This window comes from Halomonas sp. AOP43-A1-21 (assembly GCF_052376775.1).
Classification (GTDB): domain Bacteria; phylum Pseudomonadota; class Gammaproteobacteria; order Pseudomonadales; family Halomonadaceae; genus Vreelandella; species Vreelandella colorata.
In genome coordinates, this window is record NZ_JBQSWC010000028.1 from 21,183 (window position 1) to 37,624 (window position 16,442).

Below are 16,442 nucleotides of genomic sequence, written 5' to 3' on the forward strand. Positions count from 1 at the left end.
GAATGCTGAACATTTAATACTTAGCGATGCTTTTCACCCACAATCCGCGAAGGCGTTCGCCAGACCAGCAGCGCGCCTAGCAAGAACAGGCCCGATGCGGCCCACATGGTAATGGGCAGACTGGTGGCATCGACAACGCGGCCACCGACCATCGCGCCCAACCCAATGGAGAGATTGAACACAAAAGCCATCAAGGCAGTCGCCGCTTCGGTATTAGGCGCCGTACGTAAAATCCAGGTCTGAATACTCACTGATACGCTACCGAATACCGCCCCCCAGGCCATTAACAGTAAAACGCCACTAGTGGGCTGCACGCCGAGGAGCGGGAAGACCGCCACGACCAGCAGCAATAGGCTCGGGATCGCTAGTACGGCGCGATACGGGTGCCGCCCGGCAAACATCCCCGCTGCAATATTCCCCAGGATACCCGCCGCCCCATACAGTAAAAGCAGACTACCCACATGGCGCTGGGCAACACCGCTTATTTCCTGAAGGATAGGGCTGATAAAGGTGTACGCTGCAAAGTGGCCTACGACCACAAAGCCCGTGGTTAATACGGCTACCCTGACGCCACGATTACTAAACTGCTGAGCCAGCACCTTCAGGCGGACAGGCTCTCGGGGCGGCAGGGGCGGCAGCCAGTACCACAGCGCTAGCGCGGTTAACAGGCTGAAACCACCCAGGGCTGCAAACGCGACCCGCCAGTTGCTTAGATCGCCCAACAAGGTACCCAAGGGCACGCCAAGTACCGATGCGGCTGCCACACCGCCAAAAATAATGGTCATGGCCTTGGGCACTTTGTCGCTGGGCACCAAGCGCGGAGCGATACTACCGGCCACGGCCCAGTAACCGCCGATGCTGATGCCCACTAGCACTCGGGCGGCCAACAGCAGCATAAAGCTACTGGCCATCGCCGAAAGCACGCTACCGATCACCATCACGCCCATAAGCAGCGTCAGCATAATGCGCCTGTCCAACCGGCCGACCGCCACGGGCAGTAGCGGTGCTGAAAAAGCAGCGACCACGCCCGGTACGGTAACCATCAAACCAGCAACACCCGGCGTCACGTCCATGGATGAGGCCACCTGAGATAGCAATCCAATAGGCAGTTGCTCAGCGGTTACCAATAAAAAAATGCCAATCATCACGGCGACCACTGCCCACCAGCGCGGTGCCTGTTCCTTTTCCATGCTTACTTCCTTCTGACAAAAACTGCCTATCCACCAAACGTTGTTTCAACCAACGTTCTTTTAATCAGCTTTCATTTAATCAAACAACGCCGCCCCCGCAGCCAGGGGCTACGGGGGCGGCATGGGCAACCTCGCGGTGGTTTATTCCGCGGCGTTCTCACCTTCAGCGGCAAACGCTGCTTTCTCTTCTTCGGTGATCTCTTTGATCGAGAGCTTCACGCGGTTGCGGTTATCGATGTCGAGCACCTTCACAATCACGTCGTCGCCTTCGTTGAGGAAATCGCGTACGTTGTTAACGCGCTCGGTAACGATCTGTGAAATATGCACAAGACCATCGGTACCCGGCATGATGTTCACAAAGGCGCCGAAGTCAGCAATACGCACGACTTTACCGTTATACAGCTTGCCAATTTCCGCTTCAGCAGTAATTGCCAATACGGTATCGATGGCTTTCTTAGCCGCTGCTTTGTCTTCGGCGTAGATGCGCACGGTGCCGTCGTCATCGAGATCGATAGACGCGCCAGTATCTTCGCAGATCTTACGAATAGTGGCGCCGCCTTTACCGATAACGTCACGGATTTTGTCCGGATCGATCTTGATAGTGGCCATGGAAGGCGCATTATCCGAGACGTCGGTACGGCTCTGGCTGATGACTACATTCATCTGCTCAAGGATACCTAGACGCGCTTTGTGGGCTTGCTGAAGCGCGGTCTCCATGATCTCTTCGTTGATGCCTTCGATCTTAATGTCCATTTGCAGGGCGGTAACACCCTCTTCTGAACCGGCCACTTTAAAGTCCATATCGCCAAGGTGATCTTCATCACCCAGGATATCGGTCAGTACCGCGTAGCCATCTTCATCTTTCACCAGGCCCATGGCGATACCCGCCACCGGCGCTTTCAGCGGTACGCCCGCATCCATCAGCGCAAGTGAAGAGCCACACACGGAAGCCATCGAGCTTGAACCGTTGGATTCGGTAATTTCCGACACCACGCGAATGGTGTAAGGGAAGGCTTCTTCAGACGGCAGCATGGCCTGAACACCACGACGTGCCAGACGGCCATGGCCGATTTCACGACGTTTCGGGCCACCCATAAAGCCCGCTTCACCTACCGAGTAGGGAGGGAAGTTGTAGTGCAGCATAAAGCGGTCTTTACGCTCGCCTTCAAGCGACTCGATCAGCTGAGAGTCACGCAGGGTGCCCAGCGTTGCCACCGCAATCGCCTGAGTCTCACCACGGGTGAAAACGGCCGAGCCGTGAGTCTTGGGCAGCACGCCCACTTCGATGGCCAGCGGGCGCACGGTGAAGTTATCGCGGCCATCGATGCGCGGCTCACCTTTTACCACGCGTGAACGTACAACGCGCTTCTCAAGACCGGCAAAGGCACCTTTTACGTCATCTTTGCTGAACTTGTCGTTAACCGGCTCGCCGTCTACGGCTGCTAGCTGCTCAACCGCCTGATCTTTCAGGGCGGCCAGGGCGTCCTGGCGCTGCATCTTGTCGGTGATACGGTAGGCATCGCCTACCTTGGCTTCAAACGCATCGGCCATAGCGGTTTTCAGCGCTACGTTCTCAGGGGCTGCCTGCCAGTCCCAGCGCGGCTTGCCAGCCTCGGCTACCAGCTCTTTAATCGCGCTAACCGCGACCTGCATTTCCTGGTGACCAAACAGTACGGCGCCCAGCATTTCGTCTTCCAGAAGCTCTTTGGCTTCGGACTCGACCATCAGCACGGCGTTTTCAGTACCGGCAACCACCATGTCGAGTTCAGAGGTCGCGAGCTCTTCAACGGTCGGGTTAAGGAAATACCCCTGCTCTTCGTTGAAGCCAACGCGCGCAGCACCGATCGGGCCATTGAACGGCACGCCGGAAATACTCAGTGCCGCGGAAGTACCCAGCATCGCGGCAATATCCGGGTCATGGTTACGATCAGTCGACAGAACGGTACAGATAACCTGTACTTCGTTCATAAAGCCTTTGGGGAAAAGCGGACGGATCGGACGATCGATCAGACGCGAAGTTAGGGTTTCTTTCTCGGTCGGACGCCCTTCGCGCTTAAAGAAGCCGCCGGGAATTTTACCTACCGCGTAGGTTTTTTCCTGGTAATGAACCGAAAGCGGGAAAAAGGGTTGGCTGGGGTTGGCTTCTTTACGCGCCACCACAGTACACAGCACAACGGTATCTTCCATGGTGACCATGACGGCACCAGTGGCTTGACGAGCGATACGCCCGGTTTCTAGCGTGACGGTGCTACGACCGTACTGAAACGTTTTTTTTACCGGATTCACGGCGACTTCCTTTAACATTAATAAGTACTTGAATAAGTACTTGTCTATTCGCTTGGGTCGTTTTGACTCGCCACTATTCTAGGCGCTGTAGCGTCATACGGCTACCAGAAACCCAAAATCCCCCGGGGCAAAGCCACGGCCTGTCAACAACACGCATAAAAAAACGGGCAGCTCACAAGGAGCTGCCCGTTTCTCAATCTTCGCCAACAATAACTTAGCGGCGCAGACCTAAACGCTGGATCAGAGACTGATAGCGTTCGAAGTCTTTACGCTTCAGGTAGTCCAGCAGTTTACGACGCTGGTTTACCATACGGATCAGGCCACGACGCGAGTGGTGATCCTGCTTGTTGGTTTTGAAGTGGTCCTGCAGGCCATTGATGTTGGCGCTCAGCAGTGCAACCTGTACTTCAGGGGAACCGGTATCGTTATCGCCGCGGCCGTATTCGTTGACGATTTCGGCTTTAGTTTCAGCGGTTAATGCCATCTGTCTCTCCAGTAAGCAATATGCCTAAAATTTAATGGGTGAGACCACGCATATTTGCAGTCTCAGGCGACTCTTTACAACGTGCTGTTTCAAGTACTGTTTTAAGTACTGTATCAAGTACCGTTTACAGTACTATTCCCAGTACCGTTTACAACACTAATTTTGCGTAAATCGCTACATCCTTGCAACGTTTTACCCAAGCTCTTACGAGATAGCGACGGTACTTAACAGCCGCTTGGGCGCTACTTCCTGAGCACCTTTTACAACACCGAGGCCGATAAACGTCTCGGCATAATAAAGTCTTGCCAATGCATCGGGGGCCAGCGTACCAATACTCAAGTTGGCCGATTGACCGTGGGCTAGGCGCCCGTAAGCCGTTTCGTCCACCTCAAGCGTCGGCAGATGATCTACCAACACATCAGCGGGCATTAATTCAGCCTCACGCGAGGCCTGATCAGCCAATGCTTCAAGCGCATCAAGTGTCCACATCGCATCGCCCGTAAAAGGCCCGGTCTTGAGCCTGCGGAGCTGGCTGATGTGAGCACCACACCCAAGCGCCAAACCGATATCTTCGGCCAGCGTGCGGATGTAAGTCCCCTTACTGCAGGTGACTTCAAGCTCGAAGGCTTCGCCGTCAAACGCAAGCAGGCGCGCATCATACACGCTTACCCGCCGCGCTGCACGCTCTACCTGCTTACCCTCGCGGGCCAGCTCATAGAGCTTTTTGCCCTGATGCTTGAGCGCCGAATACATCGGCGGCACCTGATCGATCTCACCGCGAAAGCACGCAATAGCAGCTTCAATATCATCCGCTGTTAACGTCGGCACATCGCGGCGCTCAATCACCGTGCCTTCTGCATCGCCGGTGTCGGTGATCACACCCAGTTCAACGCGGGTGCGATACATCTTGTCGGCTTCCAGCAGGTGCGCGGAGAACTTGGTGGCCTCGCCCAGGCAAATCGGCAGTAAGCCGGTTGCCATGGGGTCCAGCGTGCCGGTATGTCCGGCTTTTTGGGCCTCGAACAAACGACGCACACGCTGCAGGGCATGGTTGCTGGAAATGCCCTTGGGCTTATCCAGAAGCAAAACCCCGTTGACCGGTAAACCGCGACGGCGACGGGCCATTAGCGCGTCTCCTCACCTTGATCAGAATCACCCTCTTCATCTGCTTGACGAGCCCGATCAGTCGACACAGCCTCTTCAATCAGCGAAGAGAGGTGCTGCCCACGCACCACGCTCTCATCGTAATGAAAGCGTAGTTCAGGGACATGGCGTAGCTGAATACGTTTGGCAATCTGGCTTCTCAGAAAACCAGCGGCGCGCTTAAGCACCTGAAGGTTCTCCTTGATACGCTCGGGCTCCTGTTCACCCAGCAGGGTGACATAGATATCGGCGTAACCCAGGTCACGGCTAACGGTCGCGCCGCTCACTGTGATCATGCCCAAACGCGGGTCTTTGACTTCGCGCTGAATAAGTACCGCCAGCTCCTTTTGGAGCTGGTCGGCTACTCGGTCGGTACGCTTAAATTCGCGCATGGTTGTCTCCTCGCGGCCTTACAGGCTGCGCTCGACTTTGACTTGATCGAAGACTTCGATCTTATCGCCGACCTGGACATCGTTGTAGTTCTTCACCCCGATGCCACACTCAACGCCATTACGTACTTCCTGGACGTCGTCTTTATAGCGGCGCAGCGACTCGAGTTCACCTTCGTAGATGACCACGTTGTCACGCAGTACACGGATGCGCTTGTTACGGAACACTGAACCTTCGACGACCATACAGCCGGCCACCGCACCGATCTTCGGCGCACGGAACACGTCGCGTACTTCGGCAACACCCACGATTTCTTCTTTCCACTCCGGCGCGAGCATACCGCTCATCGCCAGCTTGACTTCATCAATCAAGTGGTAGATGACGCTGTAGTAGCGCAGATCCAGGCCTTCACGCTCGATGATCTCGCGGGCAGCAGCGTCGGCACGCACGTTGAAGCCGACCACGATGGCCTCACTGGCCAGCGCCAGGTTGGCATCGGTACCCGTGATACCACCGACACCGGAAGAAACCACCGCCACTTCCACTTCACTTGTGGAGAGCTCTTCCAAGGCACCTTTGATAGCTTCGAGCGAACCTTGTACGTCGGCTTTAAGAACGATGTTGACCTTGGCCACTTCGTCCTGGCCCATCTGGCTGAACATGTTTTCAAGCTTGGCTTTCTGCTGACGCGCCAGGCGTACTTCGCGGTATTTGCCTTGACGGAAGTTAGCCACTTCACGGGCTTTCTTCTCATCGGCAACGACCATGAAGTCGTCACCGGCATCCGGCGTGCCGTCCAGACCCTGGATCTCTACGGGCATGGCGGGACCGACGTTCTCAACCTGTTGGCCAAGTTCGTTGGTCAGCGCACGTACACGGCCGTAATGCAGGCCTGCCAGGACGATATCGCCTTTTTTCAGGGTACCGTTTTGGACCAGTACGGTAGCAACCGGACCGCGGCCGCGATCAAGGCGTGACTCAACGACCACGCCTTTACCAGGTGCCGACGGTACCGCTTTAAGCTCAAGCACTTCAGAGACCAGCTGGATGGCTTCCAGCAGCTCTTCGATGCCGTCACCGGTCTTGGCGGAAACGTGAACAAACTGAGTATCGCCGCCCCACTCTTCGGAAATCACGCCATGCTGCGAGAGTTCGTTACGAATGCGGTCAAAATCGGCGCCCTGCTTATCAATCTTGTTCACCGCCACGACCATGGGTACTTCGGCCGCTTTGGAGTGCTCGATCGCCTCAACAGTCTGGGGCATGACGCCGTCATCGGCAGCTACCACCAGAATAACCACGTCGGTTGCCTTGGCACCACGAGCACGCATGGCGGTAAACGCAGCGTGACCAGGGGTATCCAGGAAGGTCACACCACCGTGATTGTCCTCAACGTGATAAGCACCGATGTGCTGGGTAATACCACCCGCTTCGCCGGTAGCTACTTTGGCGCGACGAATGTAATCAAGCAGCGAGGTCTTACCATGGTCAACGTGACCCATGACGGTAACCACCGGTGAACGCGTGATCTCTTCGCCTTCGTAGGAGATGCCTTCGAGCATTTCCGTTTCCAGCGCGTCATCTTTCACCAGTTTGACCTTGTGACCCATCTCTTCCGCCACGATCGCTGCAGTATCCTGATCGATGGTCTGGTTGATAGTCACGGCCGCGCCCATGTTAAACATGGCCTTGATCACTTCGTTGGCTTTGATCGACATTTTGTCGGCCAGATCAGCAACGCTGATCGACTCAGGGATCGATACTTCACGCACGATCGGCTGGGTCGGTTTCTGGAAGCCATGCTTGCCGTTGCCGCTCTGGCTTGCGCCACCCCGACGACCGCCACGACGTTCGGCGCGTTTTACTTTCTTCGCGCCACCGCCACGCTTACGCTCTTCGCGATCGCCACGGTCATCGTCGTCGTCACGACCTTTCTTCTTCGCAGCAGCCTTCTTGGGCGGCGCGGTACGACGGTCGGTACGACCTTCTTTCGGCGGCGCTGGTGGCATATCTTCTGCCGGAGGCGTGTCGTCGATCTGAAGCTCGGGCACTTCCACCTTGGGCGCAGGCTTCGGCTCAGCCGCGGCTTTCGCTTCGGCTGCTTTACGCGCTGCGTCTTCAGCGGCCTTGGCTTTGGCAGCGGCGGCTTTTTCTTCGGCTTCACGCGCGTCGCGAACTTTACGTTCAGCTTCGGCTTCAGCCATATCGCCTACCAGCTGGCGCGGGCCAGAATGCTTGGGCTCAGCGGCTTTCGGTTTATCTTCTTCGGCGCTTTTAACGTACGTTTTCTTCTTACGTACCTGCACTTCGATCGTTTTGCCACGCTCGCCGGTTTTAATACGGCTGCGCGTTTTACGGGTCAGCGTGATACGGTTTTTACTTGTATCAGTCTCGCCGTCGCCGCCATGGCTTTTCTTCAGAAAGCTCAGCAGTTTCTGCTTGTCTTCTTCAGACACGGCATCGCCTTCAGAGGCGTGCTTAAGGCCAGCTTCTTTCATTTGTTCCAATAGGCGGGGCACATCACGGCCCACCTTTACTGCAAAATCTTTAACTGTCATATCTGACATAGTGACCCTCCTCAGCCCGTGACCTGTTTACTGTGTGTTCGAATCCGATGCGTTATCGTCTTCAAACCAGGGCGCACGGGCAGTCATGATCAGTGCCGCTGCGCGCGCTTCGTCCAACTCCTCGATATCGACCAGATCGTCGACAGACTGCTCGGCGAGATCTTCCATGGTGATAATGCCGCGGCTGGCCAGCGTGAACGCCAGATGACGCTCCATACCGTCCATTTCCAGCAAGTCGGCTGCTGGCTGAGCACCATCTAGCGCTTCTTCCGAGGCAATCGCCATCGTCAGCAGCTCGTCTTTAGCGCGTGCACGCAGCTCTTCAACCAAATCTTCATCGAATTCTTCGATTTCAAGCATCTCTTCAAGCGGCACGTAGGCAACTTCTTCCAAGGTGGTAAAGCCTTCTTCCACCAGCAGGCGGGCGACATCATCGTCGATACCCAGATGCTGAATGAAAGAATCCACCAGACTATCAATTTCCTGCTCACGCTTGGATTCGGCCTCTTCCTCGGTCATCACATTGATATGCCAGCCGGTAAGCTCGGATGCCAGGCGTACGTTCTGACCGCTACGACCAATTGCCTGTGCCAGGTTATCCTGTGCAACGGCAACGTCCATTGCGTGGGCATCTTCGTCGACAAGGATAGACCCAACATCGGCAGGCGCCATGGCGTTAATCACCAACTGGGCGGGATTGTCGTCCCACAGCACGATATCAACACGCTCATTTTGCAGCTCGGATGAGACCGCCTGAACGCGCGAACCGCGCATACCTACGCATGCACCCACCGGGTCGATGCGTCGATCGTTGGTTTTAACCGCAATTTTGGCACGTGAGCCGGGGTCGCGGGCAGCCCCTTTAATTTCAATCAGCTGTTCAGCAATTTCAGGTACTTCAATTTTGAACAGCTCGATAATCAACGCGGGATTGGTACGCGACAGCTGAAGCTGAGCGCCCCGTGCATCCGGGTCAACTTTGACCAGCAGTGCGCGAACCCGCTCATTCATGCGGTAACGCTCACCGTGGATCATTTCATTACGCGGCAGGAATGCCTCGGCATTCTCGCCCAAATCGATAATCAGGCCGTCGCGGGTGGTCTTTTTAACAATACCGGCCACCAGTTCGCCTTCGCGGTCAGCGTATTGACGCACCACTTCAGCGCGCTCGGCTTCACGTACTTTTTGTACGATGACCTGCTTCGCCGTTTGGGCAGCAATACGGCCAAACACCGCATTTTCAATCTTTTTCTCGACAACGTCGGCCAGTTTTAACGGCGGATCGCGCTGTTCGGCGATGGTTTCTTTGATTTCGTAATCTGGCGTTTCGAATTCGTCATCTTCTACTACAGTCCAGTAGCGGAAGGTGTCGTATTCCCCCGTGCGACGGTCAATATGAACCCGCACGTTGGCTTCTTCATTCTCAAAACGCTTGCGTGACGCGCTCGCAAGAGCGGCTTCTACCGCCTCAAAGATGACATCCCGGGGGACGCCTTTTTCATTAGAGATCGCGTCAACGACCATTAAAATTTCTTTACTCATGCGTTTGCCTCGCCAGAAAACCTGTCCTTTTGTGCATCACCCCGGCAGCCTGCCGGCAGCGCCGCCACCCGGTTAATCGAACTGCGGTACGATGTGCGCCGAATCGATACTTTCGATGGGAAAGCAGTATTCTTCGCCATCCAGCTGTATCAGTACTTCATCACCCTCGACACCCGCCAAGAGCCCCTGGTATTTACGCCGACCATCAAACGCAACGCGCAGCTTAAGCGCGACATGATGGCCTTGATAGCGAATAAACTGATCCAGGGTATATAAGGGGCGTGCCATACCGGGCGAAGAAACTTCCAACCGGTACTCACCGGGGATGGGGTCTTCCACGTCCATCACAGCACTGACTTGGCGACTAATATCGGCGCAGTCTTCCACATTGACACCACTTTCGCGTTCGATGTAGATCACCAGCCGCGATTGCTTGCCCTGGGAAAGATGGTCGATACCCCACAGTTCAAAGCCCATGGCGGAAACGACAGGTTCTATTAGTGCATGTAGCGCAGCGTGTTTTGTGGCCACAGACAAAGCTCCTATAGCCGTTGCATCAGGCACCTGGCCAGGAGTTATAAGAAAAGCTAGGTGGCTGATTGGCGTTACCCGGAATGTGTCTCCGGCAACTCGGACGATATCCGCTCTTGAGACACTCTTGTTAACAAAAAAGCTTGCTAACAAAAAGCCCCTTCACAGGAAGGGGCTTTTCATAAGAAACCTGTAATACCATTTTAGCAACATGTGACAGACTGATTGTCTGTAACGGGTGGCCTAGTTGGCAGATCGTTTAAAACACATTCTGCCAGGCAAACCGTTTAGCTAACATGCTACTAGAATAATGGTAGCGGGGACCGGATTTGAACCGATGACCTTCGGGTTATGAGCCCGACGAGCTACCAGACTGCTCCACCCCGCATCAATCTAGGTCGACGATAATAGACACTTGAACCACTTACGTCAAGCTATCTTTTCGTCTCAGGTGCCAAACCTGCTCTCTTTAGCAAAATGTTTTTTGACGAAACAATGCGTTTTGACAAAATACAGCTTTGAAAAAGAATCTGGGAAGCTGGCGAGCCAGCGAATCAGATGGTGCCGAAGGCGGGACTTGAACCCGCACGACCATACGGTCACTACCCCCTCAAGATAGCGTGTCTACCAATTCCACCACTTCGGCATCAGGGGAGGCTATAGAAAGCGACATCACGATTACTCGCTGCTTTCCTCTAGCACTGGCGCGGTATTATCCACACTTGCAGGGCTATCGTCAAGCGTTGGAACGCTTCGCTGTTGCTCGATCAAGCGCGAGTCTGGAATACCGGCTTCCGGCGCCTGTCCTGCTTGCGTTGCAAAGTAGGCAAGCGCCATGGAGGTCACGAAAAAACCTGCTGCCAGAATACCCGTAGTAGTCGACAAGAAGCTGCCGCTACCCCGAGAGCCAAAGACCGTTTGTGAGGCACCGCCCCCAAACGCAGCGCCGGCTTCGGCACCTTTACCCTGCTGAAGCAGGATCAATACAACCAGGGCGACCGCAATCACCACGTGGACCATAAGAATTGCAACTTGCATGGCGTTATCCTGCTGACTGACAAATGGCGTAGAAATCGTCGGTTTTGAGCGAAGCACCGCCCACCAAACCGCCGTCGATATCCGGCTGGGCAAGTAGCTCAGCCGCATTTTTTGCATTCATGCTGCCGCCGTAGAGCAAGCGTAACTGCTCGGCGAGCGTTGTACTAAACCCTGCCTGGTAGGCTCGAATACCGGCCATCACTTCCTGAGCCTGCTCCGGGGTCGCTGTGCGCCCAGTACCAATCGCCCATACGGGCTCATAGGCAATCACAACCTGCTGGCGCTGCTCAGGCTCCAGGCGTGCCATAGCGTAACCGACCTGGCGCAATACCACGTCCATAGTCTGACCTGCATCACGCTCGGCAAGCGACTCTCCTACGCACAGGATCGGCTTAAGCCCTACATGAAGCGCGGCTAACAAGCGATCAAACACCTGTTCGTCGTTTTCGCGGTAAAGCTCGCGCCGCTCGGAGTGGCCGACCAGTACGTACGTCACGTCAAACTCCTGGAGCATCCGGCCGCTCACTTCGCCCGTATGCGCACCCGAGCCATTAGGGTTAAGCGTTTGTGCGCCAAGCTGAAGCGGTGTATTGCGAAACGACTGACGCGCCGCCTCCAGATAGGGAAATGGCGGAATAACCACAATCTCCAGAGCCTCCGGCAACGACACGTCAGCAAACGCGCTGCCGAAATCATTGATCAGTGCCGTGGACCCGTTCATTTTCCAGTTACCGGCAATTAATGGCGTACGCATCGACTCTCCTCACTCCAGGTGGAGCGAAATGGTATAGGAGCCGCCTTGTCAAGACAACCGCTGGCAAACACAACTGGACTAATTGAGCAAGGCTTGAACCTGATCAGCCAGCCCCTGAGCCAGTTGATTCACATTCAAGTGCTCGCGCCCTTCCACCATCACGCGAATCAGCGGCTCAGTACCCGAGGGACGCAATAGCACCCGCCCCTGATCACCCAGTTCTTTTTCCAGCGCAGTGACGGCCTCCTGCAAAGCGCTTGAGGCCATGACGTCGCGCGCCTGGGTTCCGGCAGGTAAGCGCACATTAACTAACGCCTGCGGCGTTTTTTCCAAGCCCTGAAGCAGTACTGGCAATGATTTCTGCTCACGCATCATCAGCGCCAGCACCTGCAGAGCGGCCACAATCCCGTCACCGGTGGTTTGCACATGGCTACACACGATATGCCCAGAAGCCTCTCCACCCAGCTCCCAATGATTAGCCGCCATCATCTCCATGACAAAGCGGTCACCCACCTTGGCGCGCTTAAACGGAATACCCAGCTTCTCAAGCGCCACGGCAAGGCCAAAGTTACTCATCAACGTGCCGACTACGCCACCATTAAGCAGGCCGCGCTCATGGCGGTCGCAGGCGATGAGGTAGAGGATGTCATCGCCATCCACTTCACGTCCGTCAGCATCGACCAGCAGCACACGATCGCCGTCACCATCAAAGGCAATCCCCAGGTCAGCGCCCTGATGAATAACCGAGGCACGTAGGGCCGACGGATGCGTCGAGCCCACCTGGTGGTTGATATTCACCCCGTCAGGCGAGGCGCCAATCACACTGACCTCGGCCCCCAGCTCGCGAAAAACACTGGGCGCAATGTGGTAAGTTGCGCCATGAGCGCAGTCCAGCACCACTTTTAAACCATGCAGGCTCAAACGGTCCGGCAGCGTCGATTTACAAAACTCAATGTAGCGCCCGGCCGCATCATCAATGCGCGCAGCCTTCCCTAGCTGCGCTGCTTCAGCGGTGGTCAGCGGCGCTTCCAGCATTGCCTCAATGCGGTCTTCCGTCTCATCAGGCAATTTCTTACCTTCTGCCGAGAAGAACTTGATGCCGTTATCGTCAAACGGGTTATGGGAAGCTGAGATCACGATACCTGCATCAGCGCGGAAGGTGCGCGTCAGGTAGGCAATGCCCGGTGTCGGCATTGGCCCCAAAAGCGAGACATCAACCCCCGCAGCCGAAAGCCCGGCCTCAAGCGCTGATTCAAACATATAGCCAGAAATGCGCGTATCTTTACCAATTAGCACGCGCGTACGGCCTTTTTCGCGACGCAGCACCTGGCCCGCTGCCCAGCCAAGCTTAAGCATAAAATCAGCGGTGATGGGTGACTGCCCAACCGTACCGCGAATTCCATCGGTACCAAAATAGCGTCGTGTCATGGGTGTCTTTCCTCATTAAACGGCATTTCGCAACCCTCTTGGAGTACTGCCCAGGCCATATTAACGGCATCTACCGTCGGGCCTACATCGTGTACGCGTAAAATCTTGGCGCCACGCTCAACGGCCATGGCAGAAAGCGCCAAGCCGCCGGCCAGACGCTCCTCTACGGGCCGCCCCAGCACTTTGCCAATCATGCTTTTGCGCGACATTCCCACCAGCAGTGGCAGGTTAAGAGACTGTAGCGCGTCCATATTTTTTAACAGGCGCAAATTATGCTCAACCGTCTTGCCAAACCCAAAGCCTGGATCCAACAGTAACCGGCTGCGCCGCAGGCCAGCAGCCTCACACTCAGCTACTCGCTGGGCCAGATAGCTGGCAACGGCCTCTTCTACCGGCTGATCATAAGAAGGCGCCTGTTGCATATCCTGAGGCTCACCCTGACGGTGCATTAAACACACGGGGAGCCCGCTGCTAATTGCAGCCATCAAAGCGCCTTCACGCTCAAGCGCACGCACATCATTAATCATCCCCGCACCTAATGCGCTTGATTCGCGCATCACCAGCGGGCAGCTGGTATCCACCGATATCAGCGCATCCAACTCACGTACTAGCGCCTCTACCACTGGGGCAACACGATCAAGCTCCTCCTGAGCCCCCAGTGCGCTGGCTCCAGGGCGCGTGGACTCTCCGCCCACGTCGATAATCGCCGCGCCTTCGGCCAGCATCCGCTCGGCGTGGCGCAGTGCATCGTCCAGCGCCACGTGTCGGCCACCATCAGAAAAAGAGTCGGGCGTGACATTCAAGATCCCCATCACCCGGGGAAAAGACATATCCAGTGAATGACGCCCGCAGCGCATATGAACATTATCATTCATTTCTGGAGAGTTAGGAGGGTAGATTATTGATTTCATGCTGCTACCTATAAAAAAGAAGCATTGCTACTTGCCTGCCTACAGAATAACAAAAAGGCGCCCCTAAGTGGGGCGCCTTTGGCAGTAGCCAGCGACCGATCAGGGGCCGGTAGGGCCACCTAGCGGGTCAGAGGGGCGGCGTCGAGGCTGATCGTCATCTTCTTCACCATCGTCACCTGAAGTGCTGTCGCCTGAAGCGCTATCACTTGAAGAGCTAGAGGATGAATCGCCTTGTGCTTTGGGCTTGTCATCGCTAACGCGAGTACCGCCGCCAGAGGAGTCACCATCATTCCAACCTTCCGGCGGACGCGGCTCACGGCCTTCCATGATGTCTTTCAGCTGCGCGGCATCAATGGTTTCGTATTTCATCAATGCTTCGGTCATGGCGTCCAGCTTGTCACGATTATCGTGCAGAATCTGGCGTGCCTGCTCGTAGCATTCATCAATGATCTTGCGCACTTCTTTATCAAGACGCGTGGTCGTGTCGCCAGATTTGAGCTTGCTGCCGCCCTGGCCCGGGCCACCCAGGAACTGATGCGATTCGTCCTCGTCATACATGATCGGGCCCATTTCATCCGACAGGCCCCACTTCGCTACCATGTTGTGAGCAAGCTCAGTCGCACGCTTGATGTCGTTAGAGGCACCAGTGGTGACACCGTTGGCACCCAGCGTCATCTCTTCAGCGATACGACCACCGAACAGCGAACAAATCTGGCTCAGGATCTGCTGACGCGACAGGCTGTAACGATCTTCTTCGGGCAGGAACATGGTCACACCCAAGGCCCGTCCGCGCGGAATAATCGTCACTTTATAGACCGGGTCGTGCTCAGGCATTATCAAGCCGATAACCGCATGGCCTGACTCGTGATACGCCGTATTGAGCTTCTCTTTGTCGGACATGACCATGGATTTGCGCTCAGCGCCCATCATGATCTTGTCCTTGGCGAGCTCAAGCTCTTCCATGCCCACTAAGCGCTTGTTGCGGCGCGCAGCAAACAGGGCCGACTCGTTGACCAGGTTGGCCAGATCAGCACCGGAGAAGCCTGGCGTACCGCGGGCAATGATCGAAGGTTTGACGTCTTCTGCCAGCGGCACCTTGCGCAGGTGAACACCCAAAATATGTTCACGACCACGAATGTCCGGCAAGCCAACGGTTACCTGACGGTCAAAACGGCCTGGACGCAGCAGTGCCGGGTCGAGTACGTCCGGACGGTTAGTCGCGGCAATCACGATCACGCCTTCATTGGCTTCAAAGCCGTCCATCTCAACCAATAGCTGGTTAAGTGTCTGCTCGCGCTCATCGTTACCGCCGCCCATACCAGCACCGCGTGAACGACCTACCGCGTCAATCTCATCGATAAAGATAATGCAGGGTGACTGCTTTTTGGCCTGCTCAAACATATCGCGGACGCGTGACGCGCCGACACCCACAAACATTTCGACAAAGTCCGAACCGGAAATCGAGAAGAAGGGTACTTTGGCTTCACCGGCAATAGATTTTGCCAGCAGCGTTTTACCGGTTCCCGGCGGGCCTACCATCAACACGCCGCGCGGAATGGTACCGCCCAAGCGCTGGAATTTGGTGGGATCGCGCAGGAAGTCGACCAGCTCTTCGACTTCTTCCTTGGCTTCATCACAGCCTGCCACGTCAGCAAACGTGGTTTTAATCTGATCCTGGGAAAGCAGCTTGGCCTTGGATTTACCAAAGCTCATTGGGCCACCTTTACCGCCGCCCGCACCGCCCTGCATCTGGCGCATAAAGAACATGAAGATGGCCAGGATCAGCAGAATCGGGAAACTTGCGATCAGCAGACGCGTCCAGATGCTTTGCTGCTCTGGCGCCTTACCCACCACGTTTACGTTATTGCTTAGCAGATCATCCATCAGCTTGGGATCTTCCGCTGCCGGACGAATAGTCTGGAACTGCGAACCATCCGTACGCTCACCCTGAATGGTATAGCCATCAATGGTAACGCTGCGGACCTGCTGATTTTGCACCTGCTGCACAAACTGGGAATAGTTCGTGTTCTGCGGAGCGCTTTCCGTACTAAAATTGTTGAACACTGTCAGTAGCACAGCCGCAATGACCAGCCACAGAATCAGGTTCTTCGCCATATCGTTCAAGGGGCTACCCTCATTACAAGAATCCGTCAGTTAACCGCCGACATTAAGACCATA

At 55.7% G+C, this 16,442-nt stretch carries 13 protein-coding genes and 2 tRNA genes; all 15 read right to left on the reverse strand.

Features of this window, described 5'->3' with window-relative positions; genetic code table 11:
- Positions 1–20: 20 nt before the first annotated feature.
- The 15 genes from ACT3R7_RS15065 to ftsH all read right to left on the reverse strand — a co-directional run bounded on the left by ACT3R7_RS15065 (position 21) and on the right by ftsH (position 16,388).
- Positions 21–1,190 carry an MFS transporter gene (locus ACT3R7_RS15065; RefSeq protein ID WP_192537956.1) on the reverse strand — a complete coding sequence of 390 codons (1,170 nt, stop codon included), beginning with the start codon at positions 1,188–1,190 and terminating at the stop codon, positions 21–23.
- 141 nt (positions 1,191–1,331) lie between these two features.
- Positions 1,332–3,494 carry a polyribonucleotide nucleotidyltransferase gene (gene pnp / locus ACT3R7_RS15070; RefSeq protein ID WP_496199283.1) on the reverse strand — a complete coding sequence of 721 codons (2,163 nt, stop codon included), beginning with the start codon at positions 3,492–3,494 and terminating at the stop codon, positions 1,332–1,334.
- A gap of 196 nt (positions 3,495–3,690) precedes the next feature.
- Positions 3,691–3,960 (reverse strand): 30S ribosomal protein S15, encoded by a 270-nt coding sequence (gene rpsO, locus ACT3R7_RS15075; RefSeq protein WP_018917553.1) that lies wholly within the window; start codon positions 3,958–3,960, stop codon positions 3,691–3,693.
- 204 nt (positions 3,961–4,164) lie between these two features.
- Entirely contained in the window at positions 4,165–5,085 is a 921-nt protein-coding gene (gene truB / locus ACT3R7_RS15080) for a tRNA pseudouridine(55) synthase TruB (protein ID WP_496199284.1), read from the reverse strand.
- Complete coding sequence (gene rbfA, locus ACT3R7_RS15085; RefSeq protein WP_018917555.1) at positions 5,085–5,495, reverse strand: 30S ribosome-binding factor RbfA; 411 nt, start codon at positions 5,493–5,495, stop codon at positions 5,085–5,087. The genes truB and rbfA overlap by 1 nt, the downstream gene beginning before the upstream one ends.
- An 18-nt stretch (positions 5,496–5,513) precedes the next feature.
- Positions 5,514–8,060: a translation initiation factor IF-2 gene (gene infB, locus ACT3R7_RS15090; RefSeq protein ID WP_496199285.1), complete on the reverse strand. Its 2,547-nt coding sequence runs from the start codon at positions 8,058–8,060 to the stop codon at positions 5,514–5,516.
- A 27-nt stretch (positions 8,061–8,087) separates the two neighbouring features.
- Positions 8,088–9,602 carry a transcription termination factor NusA gene (nusA, locus tag ACT3R7_RS15095; RefSeq protein ID WP_496199286.1) on the reverse strand — a complete coding sequence of 505 codons (1,515 nt, stop codon included), beginning with the start codon at positions 9,600–9,602 and terminating at the stop codon, positions 8,088–8,090.
- 72 nt (positions 9,603–9,674) lie between these two features.
- Positions 9,675–10,133: a ribosome maturation factor RimP gene (rimP, locus tag ACT3R7_RS15100; protein WP_193091756.1), complete on the reverse strand. Its 459-nt coding sequence runs from the start codon at positions 10,131–10,133 to the stop codon at positions 9,675–9,677.
- A 311-nt stretch (positions 10,134–10,444) separates the two neighbouring features.
- A tRNA-Met gene (locus ACT3R7_RS15105) sits at positions 10,445–10,521 on the reverse strand.
- 171 nt (positions 10,522–10,692) lie between these two features.
- Positions 10,693–10,779: transfer RNA gene (locus ACT3R7_RS15110), tRNA-Leu, on the reverse strand.
- 32 nt (positions 10,780–10,811) lie between these two features.
- The gene (secG, locus tag ACT3R7_RS15115) at positions 10,812–11,171 is read right to left on the reverse strand and encodes a preprotein translocase subunit SecG (protein ID WP_192537961.1); all 360 of its coding nucleotides are present in this window, start codon (positions 11,169–11,171) and stop codon (positions 10,812–10,814) included.
- Positions 11,172–11,175: 4 nt separating this feature from the next.
- The gene (tpiA, locus tag ACT3R7_RS15120; RefSeq protein WP_496199287.1) at positions 11,176–11,925 is read right to left on the reverse strand and encodes a triose-phosphate isomerase; all 750 of its coding nucleotides are present in this window, start codon (positions 11,923–11,925) and stop codon (positions 11,176–11,178) included.
- 78 nt (positions 11,926–12,003) lie between these two features.
- A complete protein-coding gene (gene glmM, locus ACT3R7_RS15125; protein ID WP_192537963.1) occupies positions 12,004–13,353 on the reverse strand; it encodes a phosphoglucosamine mutase in 1,350 nt (449 codons plus the stop codon).
- The gene (folP, locus tag ACT3R7_RS15130; protein WP_441676344.1) at positions 13,350–14,264 is read right to left on the reverse strand and encodes a dihydropteroate synthase; all 915 of its coding nucleotides are present in this window, start codon (positions 14,262–14,264) and stop codon (positions 13,350–13,352) included. Before folP ends, glmM begins: the two co-directional genes overlap by 4 nt.
- Before the next feature lie 99 nt (positions 14,265–14,363).
- On the reverse strand, positions 14,364–16,388 hold the full coding sequence (gene ftsH, locus ACT3R7_RS15135) for an ATP-dependent zinc metalloprotease FtsH (RefSeq protein WP_496199288.1): 2,025 nt from the start codon (positions 16,386–16,388) through the stop codon (positions 14,364–14,366).
- Between the last annotated feature and the right edge of the window lie 54 nt (positions 16,389–16,442).

What these genes read in the sequence shown, in the direction of transcription:
- secG (WP_192537961.1), bottom strand. Translation starts at nt 11,171, where the DNA reads ATGCAAGTTGCAATTCTTATGGTCCACGTGGTGATTGCGGTCGCCCTG.
- infB (WP_496199285.1), bottom strand. Translation starts at nt 8,060, where the DNA reads ATGTCAGATATGACAGTTAAAGATTTTGCAGTAAAGGTGGGCCGTGAT.
- folP (WP_441676344.1), bottom strand. Translation starts at nt 14,264, where the DNA reads ATGAAATCAATAATCTACCCTCCTAACTCTCCAGAAATGAATGATAAT.
- nusA (WP_496199286.1), bottom strand. Translation starts at nt 9,602, where the DNA reads ATGAGTAAAGAAATTTTAATGGTCGTTGACGCGATCTCTAATGAAAAA.
- rpsO (WP_018917553.1), bottom strand. Translation starts at nt 3,960, where the DNA reads ATGGCATTAACCGCTGAAACTAAAGCCGAAATCGTCAACGAATACGGC.
- tpiA (WP_496199287.1), bottom strand. Translation starts at nt 11,925, where the DNA reads ATGCGTACGCCATTAATTGCCGGTAACTGGAAAATGAACGGGTCCACG.
- glmM (WP_192537963.1), bottom strand. Translation starts at nt 13,353, where the DNA reads ATGACACGACGCTATTTTGGTACCGATGGAATTCGCGGTACGGTTGGG.
- ACT3R7_RS15065 (WP_192537956.1), bottom strand. Translation starts at nt 1,190, where the DNA reads ATGGAAAAGGAACAGGCACCGCGCTGGTGGGCAGTGGTCGCCGTGATG.
- pnp (WP_496199283.1), bottom strand. Translation starts at nt 3,494, where the DNA reads ATGTTAAAGGAAGTCGCCGTGAATCCGGTAAAAAAAACGTTTCAGTAC.
- rbfA (WP_018917555.1), bottom strand. Translation starts at nt 5,495, where the DNA reads ATGCGCGAATTTAAGCGTACCGACCGAGTAGCCGACCAGCTCCAAAAG.
- truB (WP_496199284.1), bottom strand. Translation starts at nt 5,085, where the DNA reads ATGGCCCGTCGCCGTCGCGGTTTACCGGTCAACGGGGTTTTGCTTCTG.